The sequence below is a fragment of the Desulfovibrio sp. 6_1_46AFAA genome (assembly GCF_000224635.1).
GTDB classification, from domain to species: domain Bacteria; phylum Desulfobacterota; class Desulfovibrionia; order Desulfovibrionales; family Desulfovibrionaceae; genus Desulfovibrio; species Desulfovibrio fairfieldensis.
Map to the genome: position 1 here is coordinate 619,179 of NZ_JH114301.1, position 24,487 is coordinate 643,665.

General features: G+C 62.3%; 23 protein-coding genes and 1 pseudogene. 7 read left to right on the plus strand and 17 right to left on the minus strand.

Annotated elements, in window-relative coordinates; all coding sequences use genetic code 11:
• Positions 1–107 precede the first annotated feature (107 nt).
• Together HMPREF1022_RS06135 and HMPREF1022_RS06140 are read left to right on the plus strand one after the other, a co-directional pair.
• Positions 108–962 (plus strand): threonine/serine exporter family protein, encoded by an 855-nt coding sequence (locus HMPREF1022_RS06135; RefSeq protein WP_008684912.1) that lies wholly within the window; start codon positions 108–110, stop codon positions 960–962.
• Entirely contained in the window at positions 959–1,483 is a 525-nt protein-coding gene (locus HMPREF1022_RS06140; RefSeq protein ID WP_008684911.1) for a threonine/serine exporter family protein, read from the plus strand. The genes HMPREF1022_RS06135 and HMPREF1022_RS06140 overlap by 4 nt, the downstream gene beginning before the upstream one ends.
• A gap of 149 nt (positions 1,484–1,632) precedes the next feature.
• On the opposite strand, the gene HMPREF1022_RS06145 is transcribed toward HMPREF1022_RS06140, so the two are convergent.
• From HMPREF1022_RS06145 to HMPREF1022_RS06200, 12 genes and pseudogenes are all read right to left on the minus strand, one after another.
• Positions 1,633–2,187, minus strand: a complete 555-nt coding sequence (locus tag HMPREF1022_RS06145) for a hypothetical protein (RefSeq protein WP_009302358.1) — start codon at positions 2,185–2,187, stop codon at positions 1,633–1,635.
• Positions 2,187–2,945 carry a 7-cyano-7-deazaguanine synthase QueC gene (gene queC, locus HMPREF1022_RS06150; protein WP_009302359.1) on the minus strand — a complete coding sequence of 253 codons (759 nt, stop codon included), beginning with the start codon at positions 2,943–2,945 and terminating at the stop codon, positions 2,187–2,189. Before queC ends, HMPREF1022_RS06145 begins: the two co-directional genes overlap by 1 nt.
• Complete coding sequence (locus tag HMPREF1022_RS06155; protein ID WP_009302360.1) at positions 2,942–3,655, minus strand: thermonuclease family protein; 714 nt, start codon at positions 3,653–3,655, stop codon at positions 2,942–2,944. Before HMPREF1022_RS06155 ends, queC begins: the two co-directional genes overlap by 4 nt.
• A 270-nt stretch (positions 3,656–3,925) precedes the next feature.
• Positions 3,926–5,696: pseudogene (gene rpoD / locus HMPREF1022_RS06160) on the minus strand (RNA polymerase sigma factor RpoD).
• Positions 5,689–7,425: a DNA primase gene (dnaG, locus tag HMPREF1022_RS06165; protein ID WP_009302362.1), complete on the minus strand. Its 1,737-nt coding sequence runs from the start codon at positions 7,423–7,425 to the stop codon at positions 5,689–5,691. Before dnaG ends, rpoD begins: the two are co-directional and overlap by 8 nt.
• Before the next feature lie 341 nt (positions 7,426–7,766).
• Positions 7,767–10,124, minus strand: a complete 2,358-nt coding sequence (locus tag HMPREF1022_RS06170; protein WP_009302363.1) for an endonuclease MutS2 — start codon at positions 10,122–10,124, stop codon at positions 7,767–7,769.
• Positions 10,125–10,618: 494 nt separating this feature from the next.
• On the minus strand, positions 10,619–11,071 hold the full coding sequence (locus HMPREF1022_RS06175; RefSeq protein WP_035060924.1) for a GatB/YqeY domain-containing protein: 453 nt from the start codon (positions 11,069–11,071) through the stop codon (positions 10,619–10,621).
• Between the two features lie 148 nt (positions 11,072–11,219).
• Positions 11,220–11,423 (minus strand): 30S ribosomal protein S21, encoded by a 204-nt coding sequence (gene rpsU, locus HMPREF1022_RS06180; RefSeq protein WP_009302365.1) that lies wholly within the window; start codon positions 11,421–11,423, stop codon positions 11,220–11,222.
• A gap of 224 nt (positions 11,424–11,647) precedes the next feature.
• Positions 11,648–12,007 carry an HU family DNA-binding protein gene (locus tag HMPREF1022_RS06185; protein WP_223300001.1) on the minus strand — a complete coding sequence of 120 codons (360 nt, stop codon included), beginning with the start codon at positions 12,005–12,007 and terminating at the stop codon, positions 11,648–11,650.
• 28 nt (positions 12,008–12,035) lie between these two features.
• Entirely contained in the window at positions 12,036–12,860 is an 825-nt protein-coding gene (gene rsmA / locus HMPREF1022_RS06190) for a 16S rRNA (adenine(1518)-N(6)/adenine(1519)-N(6))-dimethyltransferase RsmA (protein ID WP_008684898.1), read from the minus strand.
• Positions 12,861–12,867: 7 nt separating this feature from the next.
• Complete coding sequence (gene fusA / locus HMPREF1022_RS06195) at positions 12,868–14,910, minus strand: elongation factor G (protein WP_008684896.1); 2,043 nt, start codon at positions 14,908–14,910, stop codon at positions 12,868–12,870.
• Positions 14,911–15,083: 173 nt separating this feature from the next.
• On the minus strand, positions 15,084–15,527 hold the full coding sequence (locus HMPREF1022_RS06200) for a VOC family protein (protein WP_009302366.1): 444 nt from the start codon (positions 15,525–15,527) through the stop codon (positions 15,084–15,086).
• A 241-nt stretch (positions 15,528–15,768) separates the two neighbouring features.
• Here HMPREF1022_RS06200 and HMPREF1022_RS06205 point away from each other — a divergent pair, with 241 nt between their 5' ends.
• Positions 15,769–15,954 carry a hypothetical protein gene (locus HMPREF1022_RS06205; RefSeq protein ID WP_009302367.1) on the plus strand — a complete coding sequence of 62 codons (186 nt, stop codon included), beginning with the start codon at positions 15,769–15,771 and terminating at the stop codon, positions 15,952–15,954.
• Between the two features lie 221 nt (positions 15,955–16,175).
• A complete protein-coding gene (locus HMPREF1022_RS06210) occupies positions 16,176–16,487 on the plus strand; it encodes a hypothetical protein (RefSeq protein ID WP_009302368.1) in 312 nt (103 codons plus the stop codon).
• A gap of 70 nt (positions 16,488–16,557) precedes the next feature.
• Here HMPREF1022_RS06210 and HMPREF1022_RS06215 read toward each other — a convergent pair whose 3' ends face one another.
• The 4 genes from HMPREF1022_RS06215 to HMPREF1022_RS06230 all read right to left on the minus strand — a co-directional run bounded on the left by HMPREF1022_RS06215 (position 16,558) and on the right by HMPREF1022_RS06230 (position 20,887).
• Complete coding sequence (locus HMPREF1022_RS06215; protein ID WP_009302369.1) at positions 16,558–17,436, minus strand: hypothetical protein; 879 nt, start codon at positions 17,434–17,436, stop codon at positions 16,558–16,560.
• A gap of 59 nt (positions 17,437–17,495) precedes the next feature.
• Complete coding sequence (locus tag HMPREF1022_RS06220; protein ID WP_009302370.1) at positions 17,496–18,014, minus strand: hypothetical protein; 519 nt, start codon at positions 18,012–18,014, stop codon at positions 17,496–17,498.
• A complete protein-coding gene (gene argH, locus HMPREF1022_RS06225) occupies positions 18,011–19,405 on the minus strand; it encodes an argininosuccinate lyase (protein ID WP_008684881.1) in 1,395 nt (464 codons plus the stop codon). Before argH ends, HMPREF1022_RS06220 begins: the two co-directional genes overlap by 4 nt.
• Positions 19,406–19,681: 276 nt before the next feature.
• The gene (locus tag HMPREF1022_RS06230) at positions 19,682–20,887 is read right to left on the minus strand and encodes an argininosuccinate synthase (protein ID WP_009302371.1); all 1,206 of its coding nucleotides are present in this window, start codon (positions 20,885–20,887) and stop codon (positions 19,682–19,684) included.
• A gap of 214 nt (positions 20,888–21,101) precedes the next feature.
• Here HMPREF1022_RS06230 and HMPREF1022_RS06235 point away from each other — a divergent pair, with 214 nt between their 5' ends.
• Positions 21,102–21,587: a hypothetical protein gene (locus HMPREF1022_RS06235; protein WP_009302372.1), complete on the plus strand. Its 486-nt coding sequence runs from the start codon at positions 21,102–21,104 to the stop codon at positions 21,585–21,587.
• A 162-nt stretch (positions 21,588–21,749) separates the two neighbouring features.
• Here HMPREF1022_RS06235 and HMPREF1022_RS06240 read toward each other — a convergent pair whose 3' ends face one another.
• Positions 21,750–22,760, minus strand: a complete 1,011-nt coding sequence (locus HMPREF1022_RS06240) for an aldo/keto reductase (RefSeq protein ID WP_009302373.1) — start codon at positions 22,758–22,760, stop codon at positions 21,750–21,752.
• A gap of 420 nt (positions 22,761–23,180) precedes the next feature.
• On the opposite strand from HMPREF1022_RS06240, the gene HMPREF1022_RS06245 reads away from it, so the two are divergent.
• The gene (locus tag HMPREF1022_RS06245) at positions 23,181–24,014 is read left to right on the plus strand and encodes an AraC family transcriptional regulator (protein WP_009302374.1); all 834 of its coding nucleotides are present in this window, start codon (positions 23,181–23,183) and stop codon (positions 24,012–24,014) included.
• A 217-nt stretch (positions 24,015–24,231) separates the two neighbouring features.
• Positions 24,232–24,487 (plus strand): 6-carboxyhexanoate--CoA ligase (locus tag HMPREF1022_RS18485; RefSeq protein ID WP_009302375.1); only part of this gene is annotated, 256 nt, incomplete at its 3' end.

Here is a 24,487-nt window from a genome sequence, read left to right on the forward strand (position 1 = left end):
GCATGAAATGCGTCAACGGCTCTGTTAGCTGCAAATCCTTGTCACGAAATGTGAGCAGGCGGCCTTTGCCCGCCGTCAAAATGAATCTGCTTTAGTATAGACACGATATGTCCGATTCTTCACAACAAAGCGCGGCCACGGCCGCGCTTTCCCGTGCCCCGCACAAAAGTTCCGGCAGCCTCGGCCCGGTCGCGCAGACCCCCAGCGCATGGGAGGTCAACGACTTTCTGCGCGTCTTCTGCGCGGCCCTGCTGGCCTTGGGCGCGCAGACCGCGCGCGTGGACCGCAATGCCGTGCGCATTGCCGGGGCCTTTGGTTTTGCGGTGGATCTGGCGGTCTTTCCCAAGCATCTGATGCTCTCCGTCACCTCGGCGGACGGGCGGGACCGCCGTACCTCGGTGGGCTCCATCAAGGCCGGTGCGCCGGACTTCCAGAAGGTGGCGGGCCTCAACGCTCTGGGCTGGCGCATTGTGGACGAGCGTCTGAGTTTGGAGGAAGCGCGGCAAAGTCTCGACGCCATCCTAAGCGGGCCGCGCTATCATCCGGCTTTGGTGCGCATTCTGGTGGCCTGCGCCAATGCCGCCTTCTGCCGTTTGTTTGAAGGCGACGCCACGGCCATGGGCCTGGTCTTCATCGCCACCCTGGCGGGTTTTTATCTGCGCCAGCTTCTGGTGCGCTGGCGCGTGGACGGCAAGATCGTCTTCTTTCTCTGCGCCTTCGCCGCCTCCCTGCTGGCCGCGCCGGGCGTGCTGTTCCATTGGGGCACGACGCCGCAGACCGCTCTGGCGGCCAGCGTGCTGTTTTTGATCCCGGGCATTCCCCTGATCAACGCCATGCTGGACATCATGGACGGGCATGCGCTGATGGGCTTTGCCCGGGCCGTGCAGGCCAGTATTCTGATTGCCTGCATCGCTCTGGGGCTGGCCCTGACCATGGCCCTGCTGGGGGTGAGTTCGCTGTGACCCCTTTGCTGACAATGCTGGCGGACGGCTTTTTCGCGGCCGTGGCGGCCATGGGGTTCGCCGTCATTTCCAACCCGCCCAAGAAGGTCGTGCTTGTGGCCGGAGCACTGGCCGCCGTGGGGCATATGGGCCGTTTCGCGCTGATGCGGGAAGGTGTGGGCATCGCCAGCGCCTCACTCTGCGCGGCCCTGCTGATCTCGCTGTGCAGCATGCCGTGTACCCGGCGCTGGCACATTCCGGCGGAGATGTTCGCCTTTCCCGCGCTCCTGCCCATGATTCCGGGCATGTTCGCCTATAAGGCCATCCTGGCCACCATGCAGTTTCTGGGCACAGCGGACATGCCCCTGCGCCAGGAACTGCTGGTAAGCATCGTCTACAACAGCCTGACCACCTTCTTCATCATGTGCGCCCTGGTTATCGGGGCCGTGCTGCCGCTCTTTCTGTTTCACCGGGAATCGCCCCTGGTCCGGGGCCTGCGGGGAATCCGCCGTTACGGAAAAGCGAACCGGCGCGGGGATTGAGGGGAAAAGGCGGGGGAATAAAAACAGATCGGCCTTGAAACACCGTGTGTTCCAAGGCCGCATGCAGCCGTAAGATGCCTCGACTACTCCAACACCACGTTCCCTTGCTGGCGTCGGCAAACAACACTCCGGAATGTTGATCACAGCCCCTAATCGGGCAGGATCTCATACTCTTCCAGCTTATCCCACACGGCGCTGATCACCAGTGCCATGGCAGCGGCCAGACGGGCCTGGGCGCGGGCATCCGCGGCCGGTTCGGCCGCAACGCCGGGCGCTGCCCCTTCGGCCAGGCGGCGGCAGAAGAGCTCCGGGCAACCGGCCTGCTCGCCGTGCCCCAGCAGAGCCATATAGGCGGCAAAAGGGCCGTCCACAAAGTCGGCCTGAACGAGAGTTCCCGCTGTTGGGGCATTGTTGCTTTCGGCGGGCGCGTCCGTTTCAGCCGCGCGCAGCAGATTGCCTGTTTCCCGCAGATAACCCGCCAGAACGCTGTTGGGTGCGTGCTGCATGAGCCCGGCCGTGACCACGGCGTGGACAAAAGCCCGCCATTCGGCGCAGAGCCGGGCCTGTTCCGGCCCGTGCGCATACGCGGAAGGCAGCCCAGCATTTTCAGCCAGACGCAGGATGTCGGCGGTTTTGCTGTTGAGCTGAAAGAGGATGCAGGCCGCTTCAATGCCTTGGGCCGCGCTGAGTTGCTTTTTGGACATCAGACCTCCGTGCGGCCCCGTTCTCCGTTTTTCCGCGCTTCCCGGTAGGCCGCGTAACCGGAGGCCCGCAGGCGGCAGGCAGGGCAGACCCCGCAGCCGTAGCCCCAGTCATAACGCCGGCCGCGCTCGCCCGCGTAACAGGTGTGGCTTTCTTCCAGAATCAGGTCCACCAGAGCCGTCCCCCCCAGAGACTCGGCCAACTCCCAGGCTCCGCGCTTGCTCAGCCACATCAGCGGCGTGTGCAGGACGAAGCGGCTGTCCATACCGCAATTGAGCGCCACCTGCATGGCCTTGATGCTGTCGTCGCGGCAATCGGGATAACCGGAAGAATCGCTCTGGCAGACGCCCAGGATCAGATGGCGGATATTCTTGGCATAGGCCCAGACAGCGGCGTGCAGGATGAACAGCAGATTGCGGCCCGGCACGAACGTGGTGGGCAGGCCGCCCGGACCGTCGGCGGCGATGGGGGCCTCGGAGGTCAGGGCCGTGTCGGCCAGCTGGCGGAAAATATCCACATTCAACAGGGTATCCGGTCCCAGACGGGAGGCCCAGAGCGGATCAAGTTCCGCCAGAGCCGCACGCAGACGCTGACGGCAGGCCAGTTCCACGTTGTGCCGCTGGCCATAGTCAAAGCCCAGGGTCCGGACACGCTCAAAGCGGCTCAGAGCCCAGGCCAGGCAGGTGGCGGAATCCTGACCGCCGGAAAAGATGACCAGGGCCTGTTCCTGTTGCAGGGGAGTGGGGGAAGCGGTGCTCATGGCTGGGTGGGCCAGAATTGGCAGACCCTGGCCGGGGCGTAGCCCGCCAGAAAGGCGTCCATCAGGGTGCCGAAATAGACCCGGTTGCGGGGTTTGATGTGCTGGGCCTCCGGGCAGTCCGCCGGAAAAAAGCGCAGGGAATTGCGGTTGCCCGTGTAGTTCTGGTGCGCCAGGGGCAGGGAGAGCAGATGGGCCCAGAGGCCGCGCCGCGCATTGATGGCCTGTTCCTGCAGGCCGCGCAGGCGTTCCTGCAACCGCGGGCTCTGATCCTGATGCGGATAGTAAAAGGCCGCGCCCCGTTCGAGCATCAGATCGCTCAGGGACCGGCCGTCCTCCAGCCGCACGTCGGCCACGATGCGGCCGTGGCGGTCTTTGCTTTTGACTCCGGCGGCGAACAGACGGACTTTCTGACCTTTGGCCAGAGCGTCCAGTTCCTGCCGGGCTTCGCGGGCGTAAAACTGGGGCTTCCTGTTGTCCCGCCCCAGCTCCGGCGTGTCGATGCCCGCCAGACGCACCACGCGCCGGTCCGTAAGTTTGAGAGTGTCACCGTCGAAGCAGCGGGCCACCACGCCTTCCGGCTGGGGCAGGGCGTCTTCCTCCGCCCGCGCCGCCGACGGCAGAAGCAGGCAGCAGAGCAGGAGAAGCAGAACGGCTTTCCCCGCATGGCGGGGCCATTTGCTGTTGCTGAAATTCGCTGTACTCGCAGCCATTTTACTTTCCTGTGCCGTCTTAGCAAATAAATGGCATTTGAGAAATTTTTGTCGCTGGCACGGCAGGCAAGCGGCCCGGCGCGGGCGCTAGCCGTTGCCGAGTTCACGAGGCTTACGGATGGCGACAGCAACTAGTCACACATAGTTGCAGTAACCAGTTGCTGTCTTTGTCCATAGCTTCCTTTGTCGCAACGGCCAAAGCTGTTGTCTACGTAACCAAGCCGGGCCGCGCCGCCTAACACAGCCAGCGGCAAAAAGAATCAAATGCCATCAGTTTTCGTAGTAGGAGCGCAAAGGCTGACTCCGCACCGGATGCCGCAGCTTGCGCAAAGCCTTGGCCTCGATCTGGCGGATGCGTTCGCGCGTCACGTTGAAGAGCTTGCCCACTTCCTCAAGGGTGTGATCGCTCTTTTCCGCAATGCCGAAACGCTTGCGCAACACCTGCTCCTCGCGCGGGGTCAGATCCGCCAGCACGGCGGCCAGCTGCTCGGAGAGCTTGGTGTTGATGACTTCCTCGGCCGGAGCCACGGCCTTCTTGTCCTCAATGAAATCGCCCAGGCTGGAATCTTCCTCGTCGCCGATGGGCGTCTCCAGAGAGATGGGCTCCTTGGCTATCTTAAGCACTTTCTTGACCTTTTCCACCGGATATTCCATGCGCTCGGCGATTTCCTCGGGCGTGGGGTCGCGCCCCAGTTCCTGCACCAGATAGCGCGAGGTGCGGATCAGCTTGTTGATGGTTTCGATCATGTGCACCGGAATGCGGATGGTCCGGGCCTGGTCCGCGATGGCCCGGGTGATGGCCTGGCGGATCCACCAAGTGGCGTAGGTGGAAAACTTGTAGCCGCGCTGGTACTCGAATTTGTCCACGGCCTTCATCAGGCCGATGTTGCCCTCTTGGATCAGATCCAGGAACTGCAGGCCGCGATTGGTGTATTTTTTGGCAATGGAAACCACCAGACGCAGGTTGGAGCGGATCAGCTCCTGCTTGGCGCGCATGGCCGCGGTATTGCCGCGCTTGATGCGCCAGAGCACTTCTTCCAGGTCACCCACATTGTGGCAGCATTTTTCCTGAAGGCGCTTGAGGATTTCAATCTTGCCGATGATCATTTCCTTGAAGGAAAAGAGCTCGTCAACGCTGAGCTTGAGGTCGCGCGCCGCCTCTGTGGGATTGACCTCGCGCTTTTCCAGGCCGTCGAACATTGTCTGGATTTCCACCTGGGTGCGGCCCGTGGAGAGGATGTAGGCCGAAAGATCGCGCTGGCAGTTGTGCATCTGGCGCACATAGTCTTCCACCGTCTCGATGATCCGGTCGATGAGGGTCTTTTCCAGCTTGATGTCGCGCAGGCGGGTGACGATCTCTTCCTTGAAGCTGATGATTTCCTTCTGGGTGGCCGTGACCCGGCGTTCCAGGGTGCAACAGTCGTCCAGCTTCTTGTAGATCTTGCGTTTTTTCTTGAAGACCTGCTTGATTTCGTCCAGGAGCAGGATGACCCGCGAGCGTTGGTTCATCTCGTCTTCGCTGGGGTCGTCTTCTTCAATGGTTTTGACCACATCCTTGAGCTTGACGCGGTTCTGGCGCAGATCCTCGCCCACGTTGATGAGTTCTTCCACGGCTACGGGCACTTCCACCAGGGCGTAGAGCACGTCCTGTTCGCCCATTTCGATTTTTTTTGGCGATGACCACTTCGCCGTCGCGATCCAGCAGGGGCACGGCGCCCATTTCGCGCAGATACATGCGCACGGGATCGGTGCTGCGGGAGGAGTAGTCGGCTGATTCCTCGTCTTCGGTCAGGTCCAGCGTGTCTTCACTCACGTCGTCGTCGGTTTCGGCGGCGGTGGCGGAAATTTTTTTGCCGTCCTTTTCGGAATCCACAATGACGATTTCCAGCTGTTCGAAAATGCCGATAATCTCTTCAAACTGCTCGGGCGTGCTCATTTCCACGGGCAGAGCCTTGTTGACCTCTTCAAAGGTCAGAAAGCCCGTGCCTTTGCCCTTGGCGATAAGAGATTGTATTTGCTGGATATCTTTAAGATTACTCATGCCCTTTCTCCAAGGTTTCCTGCAGTGCGCGAAGATAATCCAAATCAGCCGCAAAGTCACCTGTACCGGTATTCTCGCGTAAGGCTGCGGAAACAGACGATTTTTGCGCCGAGGCGTAATAGGCGTCCAGGTCGCGGCGCAGGAATTCCAGTTCCTTGTCGCCGTTGTCGCGGGGCGCGGCTTCAGCCCCCCGGCAGAGGGTCCAGAAGTTTTTTTCGCGTTGGTCCAGATGATAGGGGCTTTCTTCCCCCAATTCCTCAATCTTGTCCCAGAGCCGCCGGGCAACGGCCGACTGGAGGGTCAGATCCGCGCCGAGAGCGCGCAGGTCGTCGAGCCGTTCGGGATAGCGCACCGCGTACATCATAATCTGGCGGTCGCGCATGTTCTGCCGGGCGAGGCTGGGTTTGGCCGTTTGCGCCGGGGCGCGGCCCCGGCTGTCCTGTTTCTGGCTGTGCCAGGCGGCCAGGCCCTGGCGCAGCTCGTTTTCCGAAAGTTGCAAATGCCCGGCCAGCCGCGAGACATACGGGCTGACCAGTTCAGGCAATTCCACCTGGCGCAGGAAGTTGCGCGCCCATTCCACTGTTTCGCGCGGGGCCAGGGCCTTGAGTACGTCCACGCAGAAGCGCAGCCCGTCCGGCGCCTTGGCCTGCAATTCCTCAAAAGCCTCGGGCCCGGCGGTGCGCAGCAGGCTGTCGATGTCCTCGCCTTCGGGCATCAGCACCACGTTGCAGGCCAGGCCGCGCGTGAGCAGCATTTCGCAGGAGCGCAGAGCGGCCTTGCGCCCGGCCCGGTCTCCGTCGAAGAGCAACACCATTTGGGAGGCGAAGCCCGAAAGCCGCTTGATCTGCTCCGGCGTCAGCGCGGTGCCCAGCACGCCCACGGCGTTGTCGTAACCGAACTGGTGCAGGGTGAGCACGTCCATGTAGCCTTCGGTGAGCAGGGCGCGCCCCTTGGTGGTGATGCCGCGCCGGGCCTGGGCCAGGCCGTAGAGATGCTCGCCTTTTTTATAGATGGGCGTGTCCGAGCTGTTAATGTACTTGGCCTCGTCCTCTCCGGCGATGATCCGTCCGCCGAAGGCGATGATCTGGTTGGAAAGGCTCTTGATGGGAAAGACCAGCCGCCCCCGGAAGCGGTCATAGGCCCGGCCGTTGCCGGACTGGCCCAGCAGGCCCGCCTCCACGGCCAGACGGGCGTCAAAGCCCGCGCGGCGCAGGGCGTCGGCCAGAGACTGCCATTCGCGCCGGGCCCAGCCCAGGCCGAAACGCTGCACGATGTCCTCGCTCAGGCCGCGCTTTTCGATATACTCGCGGCATTCGGCGGCTTCCGGGCTTTGCAGGGCAGCGCTGAAATGCCCGGCGGCCAGCTCATACATGCGCAGCATCTGCTGGCGGCCCGAGCGGCGCTCCCGCTCCTCGCCCTGGCTGCGGGCGTTGCTCCGGCCGCGTTCAATGGTGATCCCGGCCTCGGCGGCCAGTTGCTCCAGACATTCCTTGAAATCCAGGCCGTTGATCCGGCCGTAGAAATCAAAAATGTCCCCGGAGGCGTGGCAGCCGAAGCAGTAGAACATGCCCTGTTCCTCATTGACGGAAAAGGAGGGCTTGGTTTCCTGGTGGAAGGGGCAGGGGGCCACCCAGCGCGGGCCGTTGCGTTTGAGCTCCACAAAGCGGCGCACAATGTCCACGATGTTCAGGCGCTCCTTGATGGCGCGGATGGCGTCTTTGGATTGCATGCAGCCCTGTGCTCCGGTCTAGCGTTGCGGGGGAATGCCGTCAACGCAGCAATGGAAAACGGAAAAGGCACCCACGTGGGGCGCTTGCCGAGTACTGCCGCTTACACTGAGAATTTTTGGCTTTCCGGCAAGGAAAACGCGTTGTTTGTGATGGAAGAGTGCCCTTCCCGTAGCATGCCCGACCGGGGCAAAAAGCGCGTTTGCTTCGGCCGTCGGCGGCGTTGCCGCCTTGCCTTTGCCTCTGCCGCAATGCGGCCTGCAGAGAAGGGCAGCGGCGCTACGGATAAAGGCAACCTCGATGACGCGATCGGCAGTCAAAAAGGTTCATGTAACGACAGTGGTTAACGAAATGTGACGATAGTCATGCCGTCCCCGCCCCTGTCCTCCGGGGCCAGTACGAACCGGTCCACGGCCGGAAAGCCGCGCAGAAATTCGTGAACTTCGCGGCGCAGCGCACCCGTGCCGCGTCCGTGCACGATTTCCACCTCGGAAAAACCGGCCAGCAGGGCCTTGTCCAGAAAACGCTCCACTTCGGCCAGAGCCTGGTCCGCGCGCATGCCGCGCAAATCCAGGCTCTGGGAGGCGTTTTCGTCGGTCCCGCGTTTCACCGCACTGCGCGGCGCTGCCTGGGGGGCTTGGCCGCCGCTTTCTCGCAGGTCCTTCATCTCGGCCCAGAGATTCACGCCGTTCATGTCCAGGCGCACTCGGCCCCGGCGTTCATCCACGTCCGTGATCACGCCGCGCTTGTTGAACACACTGTGCAGCACGTTCTGACCCGGCGTGAAATGCTGCGGTTTGGGCAGCACGGACTGCGTCTCCGGCTCCACAGCCGGGGCCAGGGAGGCGCGCAGGCGGGACATTTCCTTCAGGGCCTGCTTGGACGTGGCCCGTCCTTCCTTCCAGGCCCGCATCAGTTCGGCGGCCTTGCCGCGCACTTCCTCGTGCAGGCGGACGCGTTCCTTTTCCAGGCGCTCGCGGCTTTGCTGCACGGCATGGCGGGCTTTTTCCTGCTCCGCCCGCAAGACGAGCAGTTCTTCCTCGCGCCGGGCGGCCAGATCGTTGAGCCGCCCCAGCAGAGCCGTGGCGTCCTGGCCGTCCTGCAGCAAATAGTGTTCGGCCCGGTGCACAATGGTTTCGGGCAGGCCGTGCTCCCGCGCCACATCCAGAGCCTGGCTGGCCCCTACCTGGCCGTAGGCCAGCTTGAACAGCGGTTTTTTTGTGGCCGGATCAAACAACATGGACGCCGCCCTGGCTCCCTCGCGGGTCAGGGCGTAGGACTTGAGCGCCGGAAAATGCGTGGCTGCCAGTACAAAGGTATGTTTGTCCAGCAATTCGTCAAGGACCGCCTGGGCTAATGCCGCGCCCTGCGCCGGGTCCGTGCCCGCGCCGAATTCGTCCAGCAGCACGAGACCGTGCTGGTCCAGATGCTTCCAGGCCTTGGCCAGATGGTCTATCTGGGCCGTGAAGGTGGAAACATTGTCATCCAGGCTCTGCTCGTCGCCGATGAAGGCGTCCATGCGGTTGAACCATGGCAGATGCGACCCCTTGCCCGCGGGCACGGGCAGGCCGCTGAGGGTCATGGCCACCACGAGCCCCAGGGTTTTCAGGCAGACTGTCTTGCCGCCCGCGTTGCCGCCGGTGATAACCAGGGCCCGTTCGCCGGGGCGCAGCAGAATGTCCAGGGGCCGGACCGGCGCGGCGGCGGTCTTGTCCGCGCCCGTGTTTTTGCTCCGGGCCAGAGCCAGCAGGGGATGGCGGGCCTCCAGCAGACTGATGCCTTCCTCCACCGGCGAGAGGCTGATGCAGCGGCCGTCATACAGATCGGCCAGGCGGCGCATGGCCTGCAACACGTCCAGCCGGGCCAGCAGGTCCAGGGCGGCCCAGGCGCCGGGCAGTTCGGCGGCCAGCAGGTCGCGCAGATAGGCCAGTACCTTCTGCTCCTCCTCGCGCTCCTCATGCTTGAGTTCCTGGAGACGGTTGTTGATCTCCACCAGAAACATGGGCTCGAAATAGCAGGTTTCGCCGGTCTGGGACCAGTCGTGGATGATGCCCTGCATGCGGCCCTTGAAATTGGCCTTGAGCGGCAGCACATAGCGGTCCGAGGACAGGGTCATGAACTCGTCCTGCAGATAGGGCAGCATATTGTACTGCAGGGCGAAATCCTTGACCTTGCGCATGCAGCTCTGGTGCAGGCGGCGCAGTTCGCCGCGCAGACGATAGAGTTCCGGCGAGCTTTCGTCCCTGATCAGGCCGTCGTCGGAAATGCAGCGGCTCAACGCCGCCGTGAGCTGCACGGGCATGGGCGCGGCCTGGGCCAGCTCCAGCAGATGCGGCCAGTGGCGCGGGGCCTCGGGCGTATTGATGGCGGCCTGCGCGCTCTGGGCCAGGCGCAGCACTTCGCGCAGAGCCCAGAAGGCGTCGGCGTCGGGCCGGGACTGGGGGCGCTCGGCGGCGTGCAGCAGGCCGCCGACATCGGGAAAGGTGGCCAGGCTGAAGCCCTTGCCGCCGTCGCCCACGGGGCGGGCGGCCCAGGTGGCGGCTTCCTCATAGAGGCGCGCGGCCAGGGTCACGGCCTCGGAGTCCGGCAGGGGAGCAAGGGCCAAGGCGCGTTCGCGGCCCACGCCCGAGCAGCAGAGCCCGGCCAGGTATTCCGTGATCTTGCCGAATTCGAGGGAACTGAGAGTGCGGGTATGAATCATGATTTCTTTGTGCCATAAGGGTTGCGCCAGCACTAGAGCATTTCAACTTTGAAATGCTCTAACGCCGAACACGGTGAGGCGCGCCGCGAAGACCGGCCCGACGGGCGGCCCGTAGGGCCGTGCCTGTAGTCCAAAGGGCGTACAGGCATTGAGAGCAGCGCGGCGTGGATTCCGGAAAAGCGACCGAAGGCAGCCCGAAGGGCTGTCCCCGTTGGCGACAACGGAACCATACGGGGAGCAGTAGCAACGATAACCATATTTTTCGCCGGAATGCCGACTTTGAAATTTGTAAAATTTCAAAGTTAATCCGCTCTAGAAACACCCCCAAGGGGAATTGAAAAATAAAAGAGCTACGGCAAAACGTTTCCCTGAAAACATGGACTTTGTTCTTTGACAGGGAAGACGTCGCTTGCGGACCGAGGGTAGCACTTTCCCGTGCAACCCCGGCCTGCAAACGACATTCTGACGCAGTCCAGAGGACAAAAGGCGCGTTTTCAGCTGAGCCGTTTTTTGACCGCCTCGGACAGCGCCTTGCCGTCCACCCGGCCCTTGTATGAACCCATGACGGCAGAAATCACCCGGCCCATATCCTTGGGCGTGGCGGCCTGAAGCTCGGTGACGGTGGTCTCGATAATCTCCGCCAGTTCCTCGGGGCTGAGGGCTTTGGGCAGGTATTCCTGCAAAATTCGCAGTTCGGCAGCTTCCTTCTCGGCCAGATCGGCGCGGTTGGCGGCGGTGTACTGCTCAATGGAATCCTGACGCTGCTTGCCTTCCTTGATGATGACGTCCAGCATTTCCTCGTCGGAAAGGCTGCCGCCGGGCCGCCGAAGGTCCACCAACTTGTTTTTGACCGCGGTTTTCAGAAGCCGCAACACGGTAAGACGCACGGCATCCTTGGCTTTGTAGGCCTGGATGTATTCTTTCTCGATCTGTTCAGATAGGCTCATGGCGGTGCCGGGGGTAAGAGTGGAAAAGAAGCGGAAACTGCGGGAAATCCCCAAGGGATTTCCCGCAGTGTCTGTCCGAATGCGTGATGGCCTCGGGACAGCGGAACCGCACCGCGCAATGCGCGGCATGGCGCGCTGTGGGGATGGGCTAGGCCATGTTCATTTTTCTGATTTTTTTCATCAACCGCTTGCGGGCGGCGGCCTTCTTCTTTTTGCGCATGACGCTCGGTTTTTCGTAGTGCTGGCGCTTCTTCATTTCAGAAAGAATGCCGGCCTTCTCCACCTGCTTCTTGAAACGGCGCAAGGCAATGTCGAAGTTGTAATCGTCGTCGTTGAGAAAAACTCCGGGCAAGAATATCACCCCCTCCGGCGGACAGGCCGGGCTGTAAAAAGCACGGCGCTGCAAAATATGAAGAGTCTGTATAGTGCTTGGCTGGAAAAAAAGCAAGCACTGGAGCGGTTCAATTTCAAAATTGTTGAACAGCCCTCAAGGTCCGGAAAGGCGCATTTTCCAGTGGACAAGAAAAAAACGGCAAGCCCGTACGGGCTTGCCGTGTCGCCGCATGCGGGGAAAAATTAATTCAAGGCGTCTTTGAGCATTTTGCCGGGGCGGAACTTGACCATTTTGCAGGCGGGAATGGTCAAGGTGGCGCCGGTGCGCGGATTGCGGCCCTGGCGGGCTTTGCGGCTTTCCACGGCGAAGGTGCCGAAACCGGTGAGGGTCAGTTTGGCTTCCTTGCTCAACGAGTCTTCCACGGAAGCCAGAAAGGCATTGAGGGCGCGCTCGGCGGCGGCCTTGGTCAGATTGGCCTTGGCGGCGATTTTTTCAACCAGATCAGCTTTAGTCATCAGCATATCCTCCTGAAGATTTGCCAACAGATACCGCGAGCCTGACTCCCCAAGTCCGTGGCGCAAAACCACCGCGCGCAATACCATTATGATAGCGGACTTAACTCAACCTCTTTTAGCGCGGATTGTCAAGATTCAGCGCCAAAAAAGAGGACAGGCGCTGAAAATCATCCGTGCTCAAGGCTTCGGGCCGCAGGCTGGGGGCCAGGCCCGCCTGGTCCAGAGCCCTTTCCATCTGCGGCAGACCGGCCCGGCGGAAGATGCCGCCCAGCTGCTTGCGGCGCTGCTGAAAGCAGATCCGCAACAGGCGGGCCAGGGCCTTGGGATGGGCGGGCTGCGCCTCGGGCGGCAGCGGCTCAAAGGAAAGCACGGCCGAATCCACCTTGGGCGGCGGGCTGAACGCGCCGGGCCCGACCACGAATTCCAGACGCGGGCGGGCGTAGCTCTGAACCCAGACCGAGAGGGCGCCGTAGTGGCCGTTGCCGGGCGCGGCCGCCAGGCGCTGGCCCACTTCCTTCTGGACCATGAACACGGCTCGCTTCAGCCCTTCCGCGCGCGACACAATATCCCAGATCAGGGGCGAGGCCACATTATAGGGCAGATTGCCGATGACTTTCCAAGGGTGCTCCGGACTGATGCGCCGCCAGTCGAAGCGCAGGGCGTCGGTCAGCACGGCCTGGGTGCGCGGAGCGGCCTGGCGCTGCCGTTCGGCCGCCCAGTGGCGGTCCTTTTCCAGCAACAGCAGGCAGGCGTGCGGCGCGGCTTCCAGCGCCCTGGTCAGCGCGCCGGGGCCGGGGCCGATTTCCAGTACGCGGTCTTCGGCCTGGGGCAGCAGCAGGGCCGCAATACGGTCGCAGATTTCCTCCCGGCGCAAAAAATGCTGGCCCAGGCTTTTCTTGGCGCGGGGGGCCTGATTTCTGTTTTCCGGCGATGCGGGCATGGCGGCCTCAGGGCAGATCAAAACGGTCAAAGGCCAGCATCAATCCGGCCCGTCCCTGGGTGGCCGAGCGCAAGGAGGTGGAGAAGCCGAACAGACGGCGCAACGGGGCCGTGCCGCGCAGCAGCTTGCGCCCGGCATGGTCCTCCAGGTCTTCCACTTTGCCTCCGGCGGCAGTGAACAGGCTGATGGCCGGGCCCAGAAAATCCTCGGGCACGTTGATTTCCACCCGCATGACGGGCTCCAGGGCCACGGGCGCGGCTTTGGACAGTGCCTCGCGCAAAGCCTGTCCGGCGGCCATGTGACAGCCCGGTATGGTGGTCAGGCCCTCGCGCCGCTCCACATTGGTCAGGGTCACGGCCACGTCCACCAGAGGCCAGCCGGTCAGCTCGCCGCTTTGCAGGCCGTCGCGCACGCCGTCCAAGGCGGCCTGGAGCAGGGCCGGGGGCAGAATTTTACGGGCCTCCTGCGGATCCGCGGGCAGGAAATCGCCCACCGTCACCTGATTGCCCGTATGGCGGGGCAGGGGGGCCACGCGCAGGGCCACCGCTCCCTGGTGATGCTCCTTGCCCAACTCCTTGTCGAAGACGGCTTCAGCCTCGGCTTCCCTGCGCACGGTTTCGCGCAGCACCACCTGCGGCTGTCCGGCGCGCGGGCTGATGCCGTATTCGCGGCGCATGCGCTCCAGCAGCACGTCCAGATGCAGTTCGCCCATGCCGGAAATCATGCGCGTGCCGGAATCATCGTCCAGGCTGACCTGGAAGGTGGGGTCCTCCTCCACATAGCGGGCCAGGGCCTCATCCAGGGTTTTGCCCTCATCGGCGTTGCGCGGCTCCAGCGCTAGAGTGAGCACCGGGGCGTAGGCTTCAATGGATTCCAGCACGAGTTCGCGGGCCCGCGCGGCGTAGGTTTCGCCGGTATGGGCCGTGCGCAGGCCCACCACCGCCGCGATTTCCCCGGCCGAGGCCGATTCGAGCTGTTCGCGCCGGTCGGCATGCAGGCGGAAGATGCGCCCCACGCGGTCGTCGCTCTTCCGCGTCACATTGCGCAGCGAGTCGCCTTCCCTGATTTGCCCGGCATAGAGACGCAGAAAGGAAAGTTTGCGCCCGTTTTCCATAAGCACCTTGAAGACCAGGGCTACGGGCGGCGCGTCCGGGTCCGGCTCCACGGCTTCTTCGCGGCCTTGCGCATCTCGTCCCACAGGCGCGGGCACGTCCAGGGGCGAGGGCAGATAGTCGCAGACAGCGTCCAGTACGGGCTGAACACCCGCATTGCGCAGGGCCGAGCCGCAGAGCACGGGCGTCAGGCCGCGGGAAAGCGTGGCGCGGCGCAGGGCGGCGCGGACATCCTCCCGGCTGAAAGAGCCTTCCATCCAGAGCTCCAGAAATTTGTCGTCGGCCTCGGCCAGTTTTTCCAGCAGGGTTTCGCGCCAGGGCGCGGCCAGCGTAGCCTCGCGCGGGCTGAACGGCACGCGCAGCACGGTGCGGCCCTGGTCCGCCGGATCGAAGGTCAGGGTTTCGCCGCTGATCAGATCCAGCACCCCGGCAAAGGATTCGCCCTGGCCCAAGGGGGCCGTGACGGCCACGGCATTGGTCTGGAGGCGGCGGCGTATGGCCTCCAGCGCGGCTTCGAAATCCGCGCCCAGGCGGTCCATCTTGTTCACAAAGGCGATCTTGGGCACTGCGAAATGCTCGGACTGCCGCCAGACCGTCTCGGACTGCGGCTCCACCCCGCCCACGGCGCAGAAGACGCCCACGGCCCCGTCCAGCACGCGCAGAGAACGCTCCACCTCAATGGTGAAATCCACATGCCCGGGCGTGTCGATGAGATTGATCATTTTCTCCCGCCACTGGCAGGAGGTGCAGGCCGAGGTGATGGTGATGCCGCGTTCCTGTTCCTCGGGCATATAGTCCATGGTGGCCGCACCGTCGTGGACTTCGCCCATACGGTGAATTTTGCGGCTGTAGAACAGCATACGCTCGGAAAGAGTTGTCTTGCCCGCGTCGATATGGGCGATAATACCGATATTACGGATGTCGCTGATTGGGGGCATGGCTGGCTCCGGCTGGGTGGCGTTGCTTCAGTGGTACGGTTTTTTCAGGCCCACGGCAAGGGCGGGCGCGAAACCCCAGGGGCATTTCGCTCTCCTGCCGTGGGCAGAGTGATTTTGTATTTGGAGCAGGTTAACCACGGATGAGGTATTCCGAGTCCCGCGGGCACGCCGTACTAGTCCGCGTCTTCAATCCGCAGCATGTCTTGCGCATCAAATTTCCAGTCCGGGCCATAGGCAACCTCCCAGTAATAGCCGTCCGGATCCCGGAAGTAACCGCTGTAGCCGCCCCAGAAAACGTCCCTTGGCTGTTTGGCGATCACGCCGCCGTGCTCTTGGACCATTTTCATGAAGACGTCGACTTCCTCTCTGGATTTCATATTGCAGGCCAGGGTCATGCCGGCGAAGCCGCCCTGTGAAAGCGGCGGCGGATTTTCGGCATCTATGTCCCGGGCAAGTTCCTCAAGAGGATAGAGTTCCAGTTTGCTGCCCTGGTTGTCGAAAAAAACAACGACCGGTTGGTCCGCTTTTTCATAGGTCTTGAAGCCGATATTTTTGTAAAAGGCCAAAGATTTTTTTATGTCCCGCACACCGAGACATATCAGATTGATCCTGTTCACAGCACATCCTTGCTTGACTTGTCGGCCCGGCAGGCCGGTGATTCCCGTGCCGGGGTTCCGGCTGCGGAGTATTTGCCTTGCCGTGCCCTTTGCGGACGCCATGACTTATACTTTTTCAGAATGGTCCAGTTTCAGCCGGAACGCAAGACGTTGTCATTTTCGCGAAAAAGGGGACGGGGAGCCTAATGTTTCGAGGCGGAATGCCGAAAAGAGAAATGGGGAACAGGGAGAAGGAGCGCCTATGGAAGCCATACAGGACAACGGCACCTTCCAGAGCACCGAGGAACTGTTGCGCGACGGCATTGCGCCGCAGCAGGTCATGAGCAACCTGATTATCGGCAAAACCTTGCAGGAATCCACGGAGATGGCCGAACAACTGCGCATCGCGGCCACCGGCGTGGGCCAGAAGCTGAATGTGGAGGTATGATCCACAATGCACGCCGGCCTGTGCGCCGTCGTGCGTGCGGCCTGACTGACACGGGAAAACGTCTGCCGCGTTACGGTCTGTTGCTCGGTGCGCGGGGGGCGGAAAAAGTCTTTTTCTGCCAGGGTAGGGACAGTGGGAGTTAATTTGGGTTGACATATTGAAAATGAATTTCATTTTATATAGAGTGTGTCTCTACGAAATGCTCAGCCCAAGGAGAACATATGGTCAATCGTTTCGGAAGCACCTCGGACATGGTCATTCAAAGCGTCGAGGAAAACGGCGCGCAGTATCTGCTCGCCATTGACGAGAAAGGGCTTTACCTCACCACACAGAAATATCTGGACAGCAGTCTGGCGGATCCCAACCGTTATTCCGCGGCCCGCGTCGGCATGTCCGCTCGGTTGGAGGCCCTGCAACTGGACACGGCGGCCCTGACCAGTGCCAACCAGCATCGGGTGAAGAAAATCGGCGAAGGGGATGCCAAGAAGAAAATCAACCCTCTCAAGGCTTCCAAGCGCGGCATGAAAGCCTGAAAAAGATTCGTGGCTGTAGCGGCGGTAAGTCCGTCTGGGCGGGGCGTTCAAAGCGTCCCGCCTTTTCCTTTTACAGCGGTCCGAAAGCCTGGCGTGAAACCGTGAAAAAGTCCGGCGTGAGATCCTCGTGCAGCCAGAAGCCTTCGCAGCCGGGAGAAAGGGCCAGCGAGCCTGTATAGCGGAAAGGACCGTGGCGGTGGGCCCTGCAGTGGCCGCGCGCGGCCTCGGGCCTGAGGTAAATGGCCGAGGGCAGGGCGGGACGCGCGGGTTCCAGGGCCTGCTCCAGAGCGTCGCCCTGGGCAAAAGACAGAATATCCAGATCAAAGGCTTCGGGCTCGGGCAGGATCAGGGCCGGAGCCCGGCGTTCCTCATAGCAGGGCAGGCCCAGCACGCGGGCCGTGTGCGCCACGCTGTCCAGTTCCCCCTTGTGCAGCAGAACCAGTCGGCCCGGACCGGGCTGGCTTTCTTCCAGCAGGGCGCAGAGTCCGGCTTTGTCCAGGCAGAAAATGTCTTCCACGCCGCTGAGTTCCAGACTGACCAGGGCCGCGCCGTGGGGCGTGCCGCCCACACAGACCGCGCCCACCAGGGGCACGTTGGCCAGCAGGGCGGGCGCACAGGCCGCCGTCAACCGGGCCGCGGCCGCGTATTCGGGCGTAAAGGCCAGAACGGCCCAGGGAGCCGGAAACGAGGCCCTATGCCGCCAGAAGCCCAGATGGCCGTCCCGGCGCTCTTCGCGCAGGCAGCCCTGACTCTGGCCGAAATGCATGTGGGCCAGGGCCAGACCGGTTTTCAGGGCGGCCCGGCAGGAAGGCGGCGTGGCCTCATAGGCCTTGGCCGTCAGTTCGTCGTCCAGACGCGCCTCTTCCGCCCATTCCGGCCAGCGGGCGGTGTCTTCAACCGGCTCAGGCGTCGGCTTCCGGGTCAGTTCCGTCTGAAGGGCGTCGGGCATGATTCTTTCCTTATAGCGTTGGTTGGCAGGTCGCGTGTATGCGTTATGTGCTATAACTCCTAGCGGTCCGCCGTCCGACCGGCACATTCGCGCCAGCGAGTGTTGAGCAGAACGTGGGCGTCGACCCGCACGCCCGCGCCGTTCATCTTTTTGGCGGCAAAGGCGCCCCAGGGCAGGTCGGCGCAGTCATTGGCCGTGCGGCGTACCATATCCGCCAGCAGGCCGTCGCGTTTGTAATCATTATAAACAAGTGCCGAGGCCGCGCAAGCGCCGTCGAAACGGCCCGATCCCATGGCTTCCCTTGCCAGCAGTTCCACCTTGGCGTCTTTCTGGGCGTGCCCGGCAAAGCCGGCGGCGCTGTCCACGAGCAGATTTTTGAAAGATCGGCCCCAGGCGTCGGCCTCAAGGTCGATATGCAGGGCCCGGGCCTGTTCCAGCAGGCCCGGATCCAGAGTCGGAATCTCCGGGCGGCTCAGATACCGCCAGAGAGCGACAACGCTCACGATCAGAATCACCGTGGCGCAGAACAGTAACGGAATTTTCCAACCCGTGGCCTTGTCGGAGCCGGTCGTGCTCATCGTTGCTCCTGCTCGGCAAGCCACAGTTCAAGCTGTTCCAGCTGACGCGCCACGGAGCGAGGACCCGTGCCGCCCGGCGTTTCCCGGCGGCGCACGGCCGCCGCGTAATCCAGCACCGCGTAGACGTCGCTGTCGATGCGCGGTTCCAGGGCCTGTAATTCGGGCAGGGTGAGGTCTTCCAGGCCCTTGCCTTCGCGTTCGGCGGCGGCCACGGCCTGGCCGGTGACATGATGCGCCTCGCGGAAGGGCAGGCCCCTGCCCACCAGATAGTCGGCCAGTTCCGTGGCGTTGAGAAAGCCCGCCTTGCAGGCTTCGCGCATGCGGTCCGTGCGAAAGGTCAGTTCCTCCAGCATCCCGGCCATGAGCCGCAGGGAGGATTCCACCGTGCGGTCCGCGTCCAGGAAGCCTTCCTTGTCTTCCTGCATGTCGCGGTTATAGGCCAGGGGCAGGCCTTTCATGACCGTGAGCAGGCCCGTGAGCGCGCCGTAGACCCGGCCGGTCTTGCCGCGCATCAGTTCGGCCACGTCCGGATTTTTTTTCTGCGGCATGATGGAGGAGCCCGTGGCGTAGCCGTCGGGCAGCTTCACGAAACCGAAGGCCGGATTGGCCCAGAGGATGATTTCCTCGCAGAGGCGGGAAAGGTGCATCATGGCGGCGGAGCCGTCGAACAGGGCTTCCAGTACGAAATCCCGGTCGGATACGGCGTCCATGGAATTGCCGTAAATTTCCGCAAAGCCCACCTCGTCGGCCACGCTCTGCGGGTCCAGGGGGTAGGTGGTGCCGGCCAGGGCCGCCGCGCCCAGGGGCGAGATGCGCACCCGCTTGAGCGTGTCGGTCAGGCGCAGGGCGTCGCGCCGGAACATCCAGGCATAGGCCAGCAGATGCTGGGCCAGGCTCACGGGCTGGGCGGGCTGCAGATGCGTGCAGCCGGGCAGGATGTCCCCCTGATGCTCGGCGGCGCGTTTGACCAGCACGGCACAGAGCGCGGCGGCGCGCTGCCGCCAGATGTCCAGCCTGTCGGCTACGAAAAGGCGGAAGCTCAGACCCACCTGATCATTGCGGCTGCGGCCGGTGTGCAGCTTTTTGCCCACATCGCCGGTCAGTTCGGTGAGCCGGGCCTCGATGTTCATGTGCACGTCTTCCAGTTCCGGCTTCCAGACAAAGCCGCCTGACTCGATCTCGGCGCGCACCCTGTCCAGGCCGTCCGCCAGAATTTGCGCCTCTTCCGGGGTGATCACGCCCTGGCGGCCCAGCATGCGGGCGTGAGCCCGGGAAGCGCGGATATCCTGGGCGTAGAGCGCCCGGTCGTAGGTCTGGGAATCCGTATAGCGGGCCACGGCCTCTTTGGGGCCTTCGGCGAAACGGCCTCCCCAACTCTGATTGGTTTTCATCGTGCGTTCCTCATTGCTGGAAGCGCTGATTAATGAAGATTTTTGTTCTCTGCCAAGGACGGGAAACTCCGGGCGAAGGGAGTATATTCAAATATATTCGACCTTCGCACGGAGCGAGCCGGGCGCGGGCAGAGAACAAAAATCTTCATTAATCAGCGCTTCCGTTATAAAAAAGCCCCGCCCGTGCCGAAGCGGGAGCGGGGCCTTGCGGTCGTGCCGGCACGGGACTGGACCGGATTATCTTTGAAACGCGTTGCATTTCAAAGTTGGAATGCTCTATTTCGCCATCTTGTTTCTGATGGCCGCGTACATGCCCAGGCGCAGGCCGTTGAGGCGGATGAAGCCCGCCGCGTCCTTGTGGTCGTAGTCGCCGCCTTCGAACGTGGCCAGATCCTCGGAGAAGAGCGAGTAGGGAGAGGTACGGGCCAGGGGCCACACGCCGCCCTTGTAGAGCTTGGCGCGCACGGTGCCGGTGACCGTCTCCTGCGACTTGTCGAAAAAGGCCTGCATGGCTTCGCGCTCGGGCGAGAACCAGTAGCCGTTGTATACGGCGTGGGAATAGGGCACGGCCAGCATGTCGCGGATGCCGAGCAGTTCGCGGTCCATGCAGATGCCTTCCAGGTCGCGGTGCAGCGCGAAGAGCAGGGTGCCCGCCGGATTTTCGTACACGCCGCGGCACTTCATGCCCACATAGCGGTTTTCCACCATGTCGTCGCGGCCGATGCCGTGCTTGCCCGCCAGTTCTGTCAGGGTTTTGATAATGGTGTACGGCGACAGCTTCCGGCCGTTGACGGAAACGGGGTTGCCCGCCTCAAAGCCCACTTCGATAATTTCAGGTTCGTTGGGGGCCTGTTCCACGGGCACGCAGCGGTCGTGGCAGATTTCGTGCGGCGCGTTGCCGGGATTTTCCAGTTCGCTGCCCTCAAACGAAGTGTGCAGCATGTTGGCGTCCATGCTGTAGCGCTTGGCCTCTTTGGAAATGAAGATGCCGTGCTTTTCGGCAAAGGCGGTCAGGGCCGTGCGGGACATGAGATCCCACTCGCGCCAGGGCGCGATGACCCGGATTTCCGGGGCCAGGGCCTTGGCGGAAAATTCGAAGCGCACCTGATCATTGCCCTTGCCCGTGGCACCGTGCGCGATGGCGTCGGCGCCTTCCTTGCGGGCGATGTCGATAAGGGCCTTGGTGATGCAGGGGCGCGCGATAGAGGTGCCCAGCATGTAGCGGTTTTCGTAGCGGGCCGCGCCGCGCATCATGGGGAAGACGAAGTCGCGGGCCATTTCTTCGCGCAGGTCAACCACATAGGCTTTGGAAGCGCCGGTTTTCAGCGCTTTTTCCTCCACGCCGGAAAGATCCTCGGGCTGGCCCAGGTCGGCGGTGCAGGTGATGACCTCGCAATGGTAGGTTTCAATGAGCCATTTGAGAATAACGGATGTATCCAGCCCGCCGGAATAGGCGAGCACGACTTTTTTGACGTCTTGCATGCTAGAGCCCCCTTGTGGATTCGGGGGAGCAGTATTGCCCAAAAAAGACCGGGGCGCAAGTCCCGGCACCGGGCGCGGGAACTGCGGGGAGGCGTTACGGGGCGGCCCTGTCGTCCGTGATTTTTTACTTGCCAGCGGGGAGAGATGGTATTAGGTCTGGCCGGACGTTGTCATGCGTCATAATCTTTTGTTTTTTCTGTAAAAGGAGACTTTCATGTTGCAGTTTTTCGGCAGGATTTCCCTGCTGGTCGCGGCCGCCGTGCTGGCCGTCGCTCTGGCCGCCCCGGCTCAGGCCGCGGAAGTGAAAACCAAATATTTCAGCATTGACCTGCCCGCTGACTGGACCCAGCCCCAGCCCGTGCAGGAAGGCAACGGCGCTTTGATGGCCCTGTTCGTCAGCGGCAAGGACGGCAGCGCCGTGACCATCACGGTGGTGGCCAACGGCATGTCCGCCAAGGACGCGGCCACCCAGACCGTGGCCAATATGAAGAACGGCGGCATGTCGCCCAGCGATCCGGTGGAAAAGAACGGCCTGTATGAGAGTTCGTTCAGCCAGGGGGCCGGCAAGGGCATGTCCTGGTTCGGCTCCAACGGCAAGGAATTTGCCGTGACCACGGTGCTCGGCAGCTCCCTGGACAGCGCCAAGGCTCTGCTCAAGGGCCTGAAGCCGGTGGACGCCAAACTCTTCCCCAAGTTCTAAAGCCGTATCTCCGCCTTCGGGCGTGAGCTGTTTTCCAGGCCGGACGCGATATGACGCGCGTCCGGCCCGTTTTTTTTGCGTCGGGCTGTAGGTCGCCCGGTTTATTCTCTGCCCGGTTTCGTGCATGTTCCGATCATCTCTCCTGTACGGAGAGTTGCATCGCTATTCGAGAATAACGGATTGAACCGTACCCAGTTTGACGATGTCGCTGTCTTTTCTGTCGCCGTGTATGGCGATCTTGCCCAGGGCCTTGTCGATCTCGGCAAGTTCTTCAGGCAACAGGGCAACGTCCGTCGCGCCGAAGTTTTCCGCCAGGCGTTCGTCCTTGCGCATACCGGGAATGGGCACGATAAAGTCTTTTTTGTGCAGCAGCCAGGCCAGGGCGAGTTGCGCGGGCGTGGCCCGCTTCTCCGCGGCATAGGCCCGCAGCAGGTCAAGAAGCGACTGGTTGGCTTCCATGTTTTCCCTGCTGTATCGTGTGATGACGCGCCGCACGTCATCGCCCGTAAACTTCGTATCCTTGTCGTATTTGCCGCTGAGAAAACCGCCGCCCATGGGAGAGTAGGCTTCAAAACCGATGCCGAGTTCCTGGCAGGTCGCCAGCACCTCTTTTTCGGGCCGCCGCTGCATGAGGGAATATTCATTCTGCACGGCGGCCAGGGGCGTTACGGCGTGCGCAATGCGGATCTGTTCCGCCGTCGGTTCGGATTGCCCCCAGGCCCTGATTTTGCCCTCCTGAATGAGTTCGCCCATCCAGAAGGCGACTTCCGCGGGATCGCTGTCCTCGGGGACCCGGTGCTCGTAGTAGAGATCGATATACTCGGTTTGCAGGCGTTTCAGAGAGGATTCAAGCGCGTTCCTGAGTCCTTTCCGGCTGAGTTTTCCCTCCGGAATTTCCTGGCCGGGCAGGAAAACGGGCATGAACTTTGTCGTCAGGATCACGTTATCCCGAATGGGCTTCAGCGCCTTGCCCACCAGCTCTTCATTGGCATAGGTCGCATACACTTCGGCTGTGTCGAACAGGGTGCAGCCGTATTCGTCATAGGCTTTGCGCATAAGCCTGATGGATTCCCCTTCGGAGGGCACAGCGCCGTAGCCGTGGCTGAAGCCCATGCAGCCCATGCCGATGGCCGATACTTCCAGGCCGCTTTTTCCCAGCCGTCTTTTTTTCATGATCTGTTTTCTCCTGTGTTCAGGGTTATGTCCGCGATGCGAACGGCGTTTCATGGGATGCGCCAGAGCGGTTGACGCATTTCATGCGTGAGCCGCTCCGCAAGGATTCGCAGACAAATCCTTGCCGCGAAATGCGAGTAGACGGGCTTTGCCCGTCGCAAACGAGCATTTCAAATGCTGCATGCTCTTATAGCTGCGCCCCGGCCCGGGAGATAGAGACATTCCTCTCTGTTTTCTGCCTGTTTCTCTATAGCTGAATGAAAAACACTTGATCCGTGATTCGGATAATTATACGAATATATATGGCTGTCCCTGAAAAGACATGTGCGCGGAGTTTTTCACATCTGCCTGATTCTCCTGGAAAATGTTGCGGCGAGAAACGGCGGCGGAGGAGAGAACGGATCAGGAAGGAGGCGTTGTATGGCGGAAAACAGACGTGTGGATGCGGACAGGAACTGGGCCGTGCTCAGGGCGAAACTGCTTGGCGGGGCGCCGGGGGCGGGAAATTATCCCACAGCGGTCAAAGGTTTCGTGCTGCATTGCAATACAAGCAGCGCCGATCCCTGGCCCAACTTTTATCAGCCGGTGATCATTGTGGTGGCCCAGGGACGGAAGCTGGTAAGAATCGGCGGGGATGAGTACCATTACGGCGAAAATGTCTGCTTTGTGGCCGGGGTGGACATGCCGGTCACCAGTTGCGTCATGGAGGCCAGCGAGGAAAAGCCGTACCTGTCCATGTCGCTGAATCTGGACGCCGCCCGTATTGCGAACCTTGCGGCCAGGGTGCCGCCGCCGTCCCCCGGCGACGCCGCGCCCAGGGGGGCGGCGGTGCAGGCTGTCGGTCCCGGCTTGCTGGATGCGTTTTTGCGTCTGCTCGAACTGACGGAAACGCCGGAGCACATTCCTGTCATGGAAAACCTCCTGCTGGATGAAATCCATTATCGGTTGCTTGCGGGTCCGTTCGGCGGCATTCTGCGCAGCCTCAATACCCTGGGCTCACAGGGCAACCAGATTTCGCGGGCCATATCCTGGCTGAAAGAGAATTACAAAGAGCCGTTGCGGGTGGAAAAGCTGGCCGGGCAAACCAATATGGCTCCATCGACCTTTCACAAATATTTCAAGCAGATCACCACATTGAGCCCGTTGCAGTACCAAAAGCGCCTGCGCCTCAGCGAAGCCCAGCGCCTCATGCTGTCCGGCGGGCACGATGTGACCCAGGCCGCTTTTGCCGTGGGCTACGAAAGCCCGACGTAATTCATCAGGGAATACAAGCGCCTGTTCGGCAATCCGCCGCGCAGGAATGTCATGCGGATGAAGGGAGCCCTGAGCGCGTGAGCCATATCTGAAGGCCCTGCGCGCCGGCTTGCGTCCGGCCTTTTGCCGGGCCTCTCGACCGCGCGGGGCAAGTCTGGCATGCTGGGCAGGCCGCGCCGGATACGGGCGGCCATGAGAATCAAGGACAGGATACGGCATGCAGTTGTTCAGCGTGAAAATGCGCGCCAGCCGAAAGGTTCGGGGTGAGGAAGAGCATATTTCCGGGGCGGAGCGCATTGTCGGGGCGCAAGGCGTGCCCGCGCTAACCCATGATCTGGTGACCCGCGCCCAGCGCCACGGCAAGGGAAACCCCGATTTCATCAACATCAAGGTGGAGGCCGTGCCGGAATCCGCCTGCCTGCGCCTGTCGGCCCTGCCCGTGCGCGCGCAGGACTGCGCGGACGCCGCCTCCG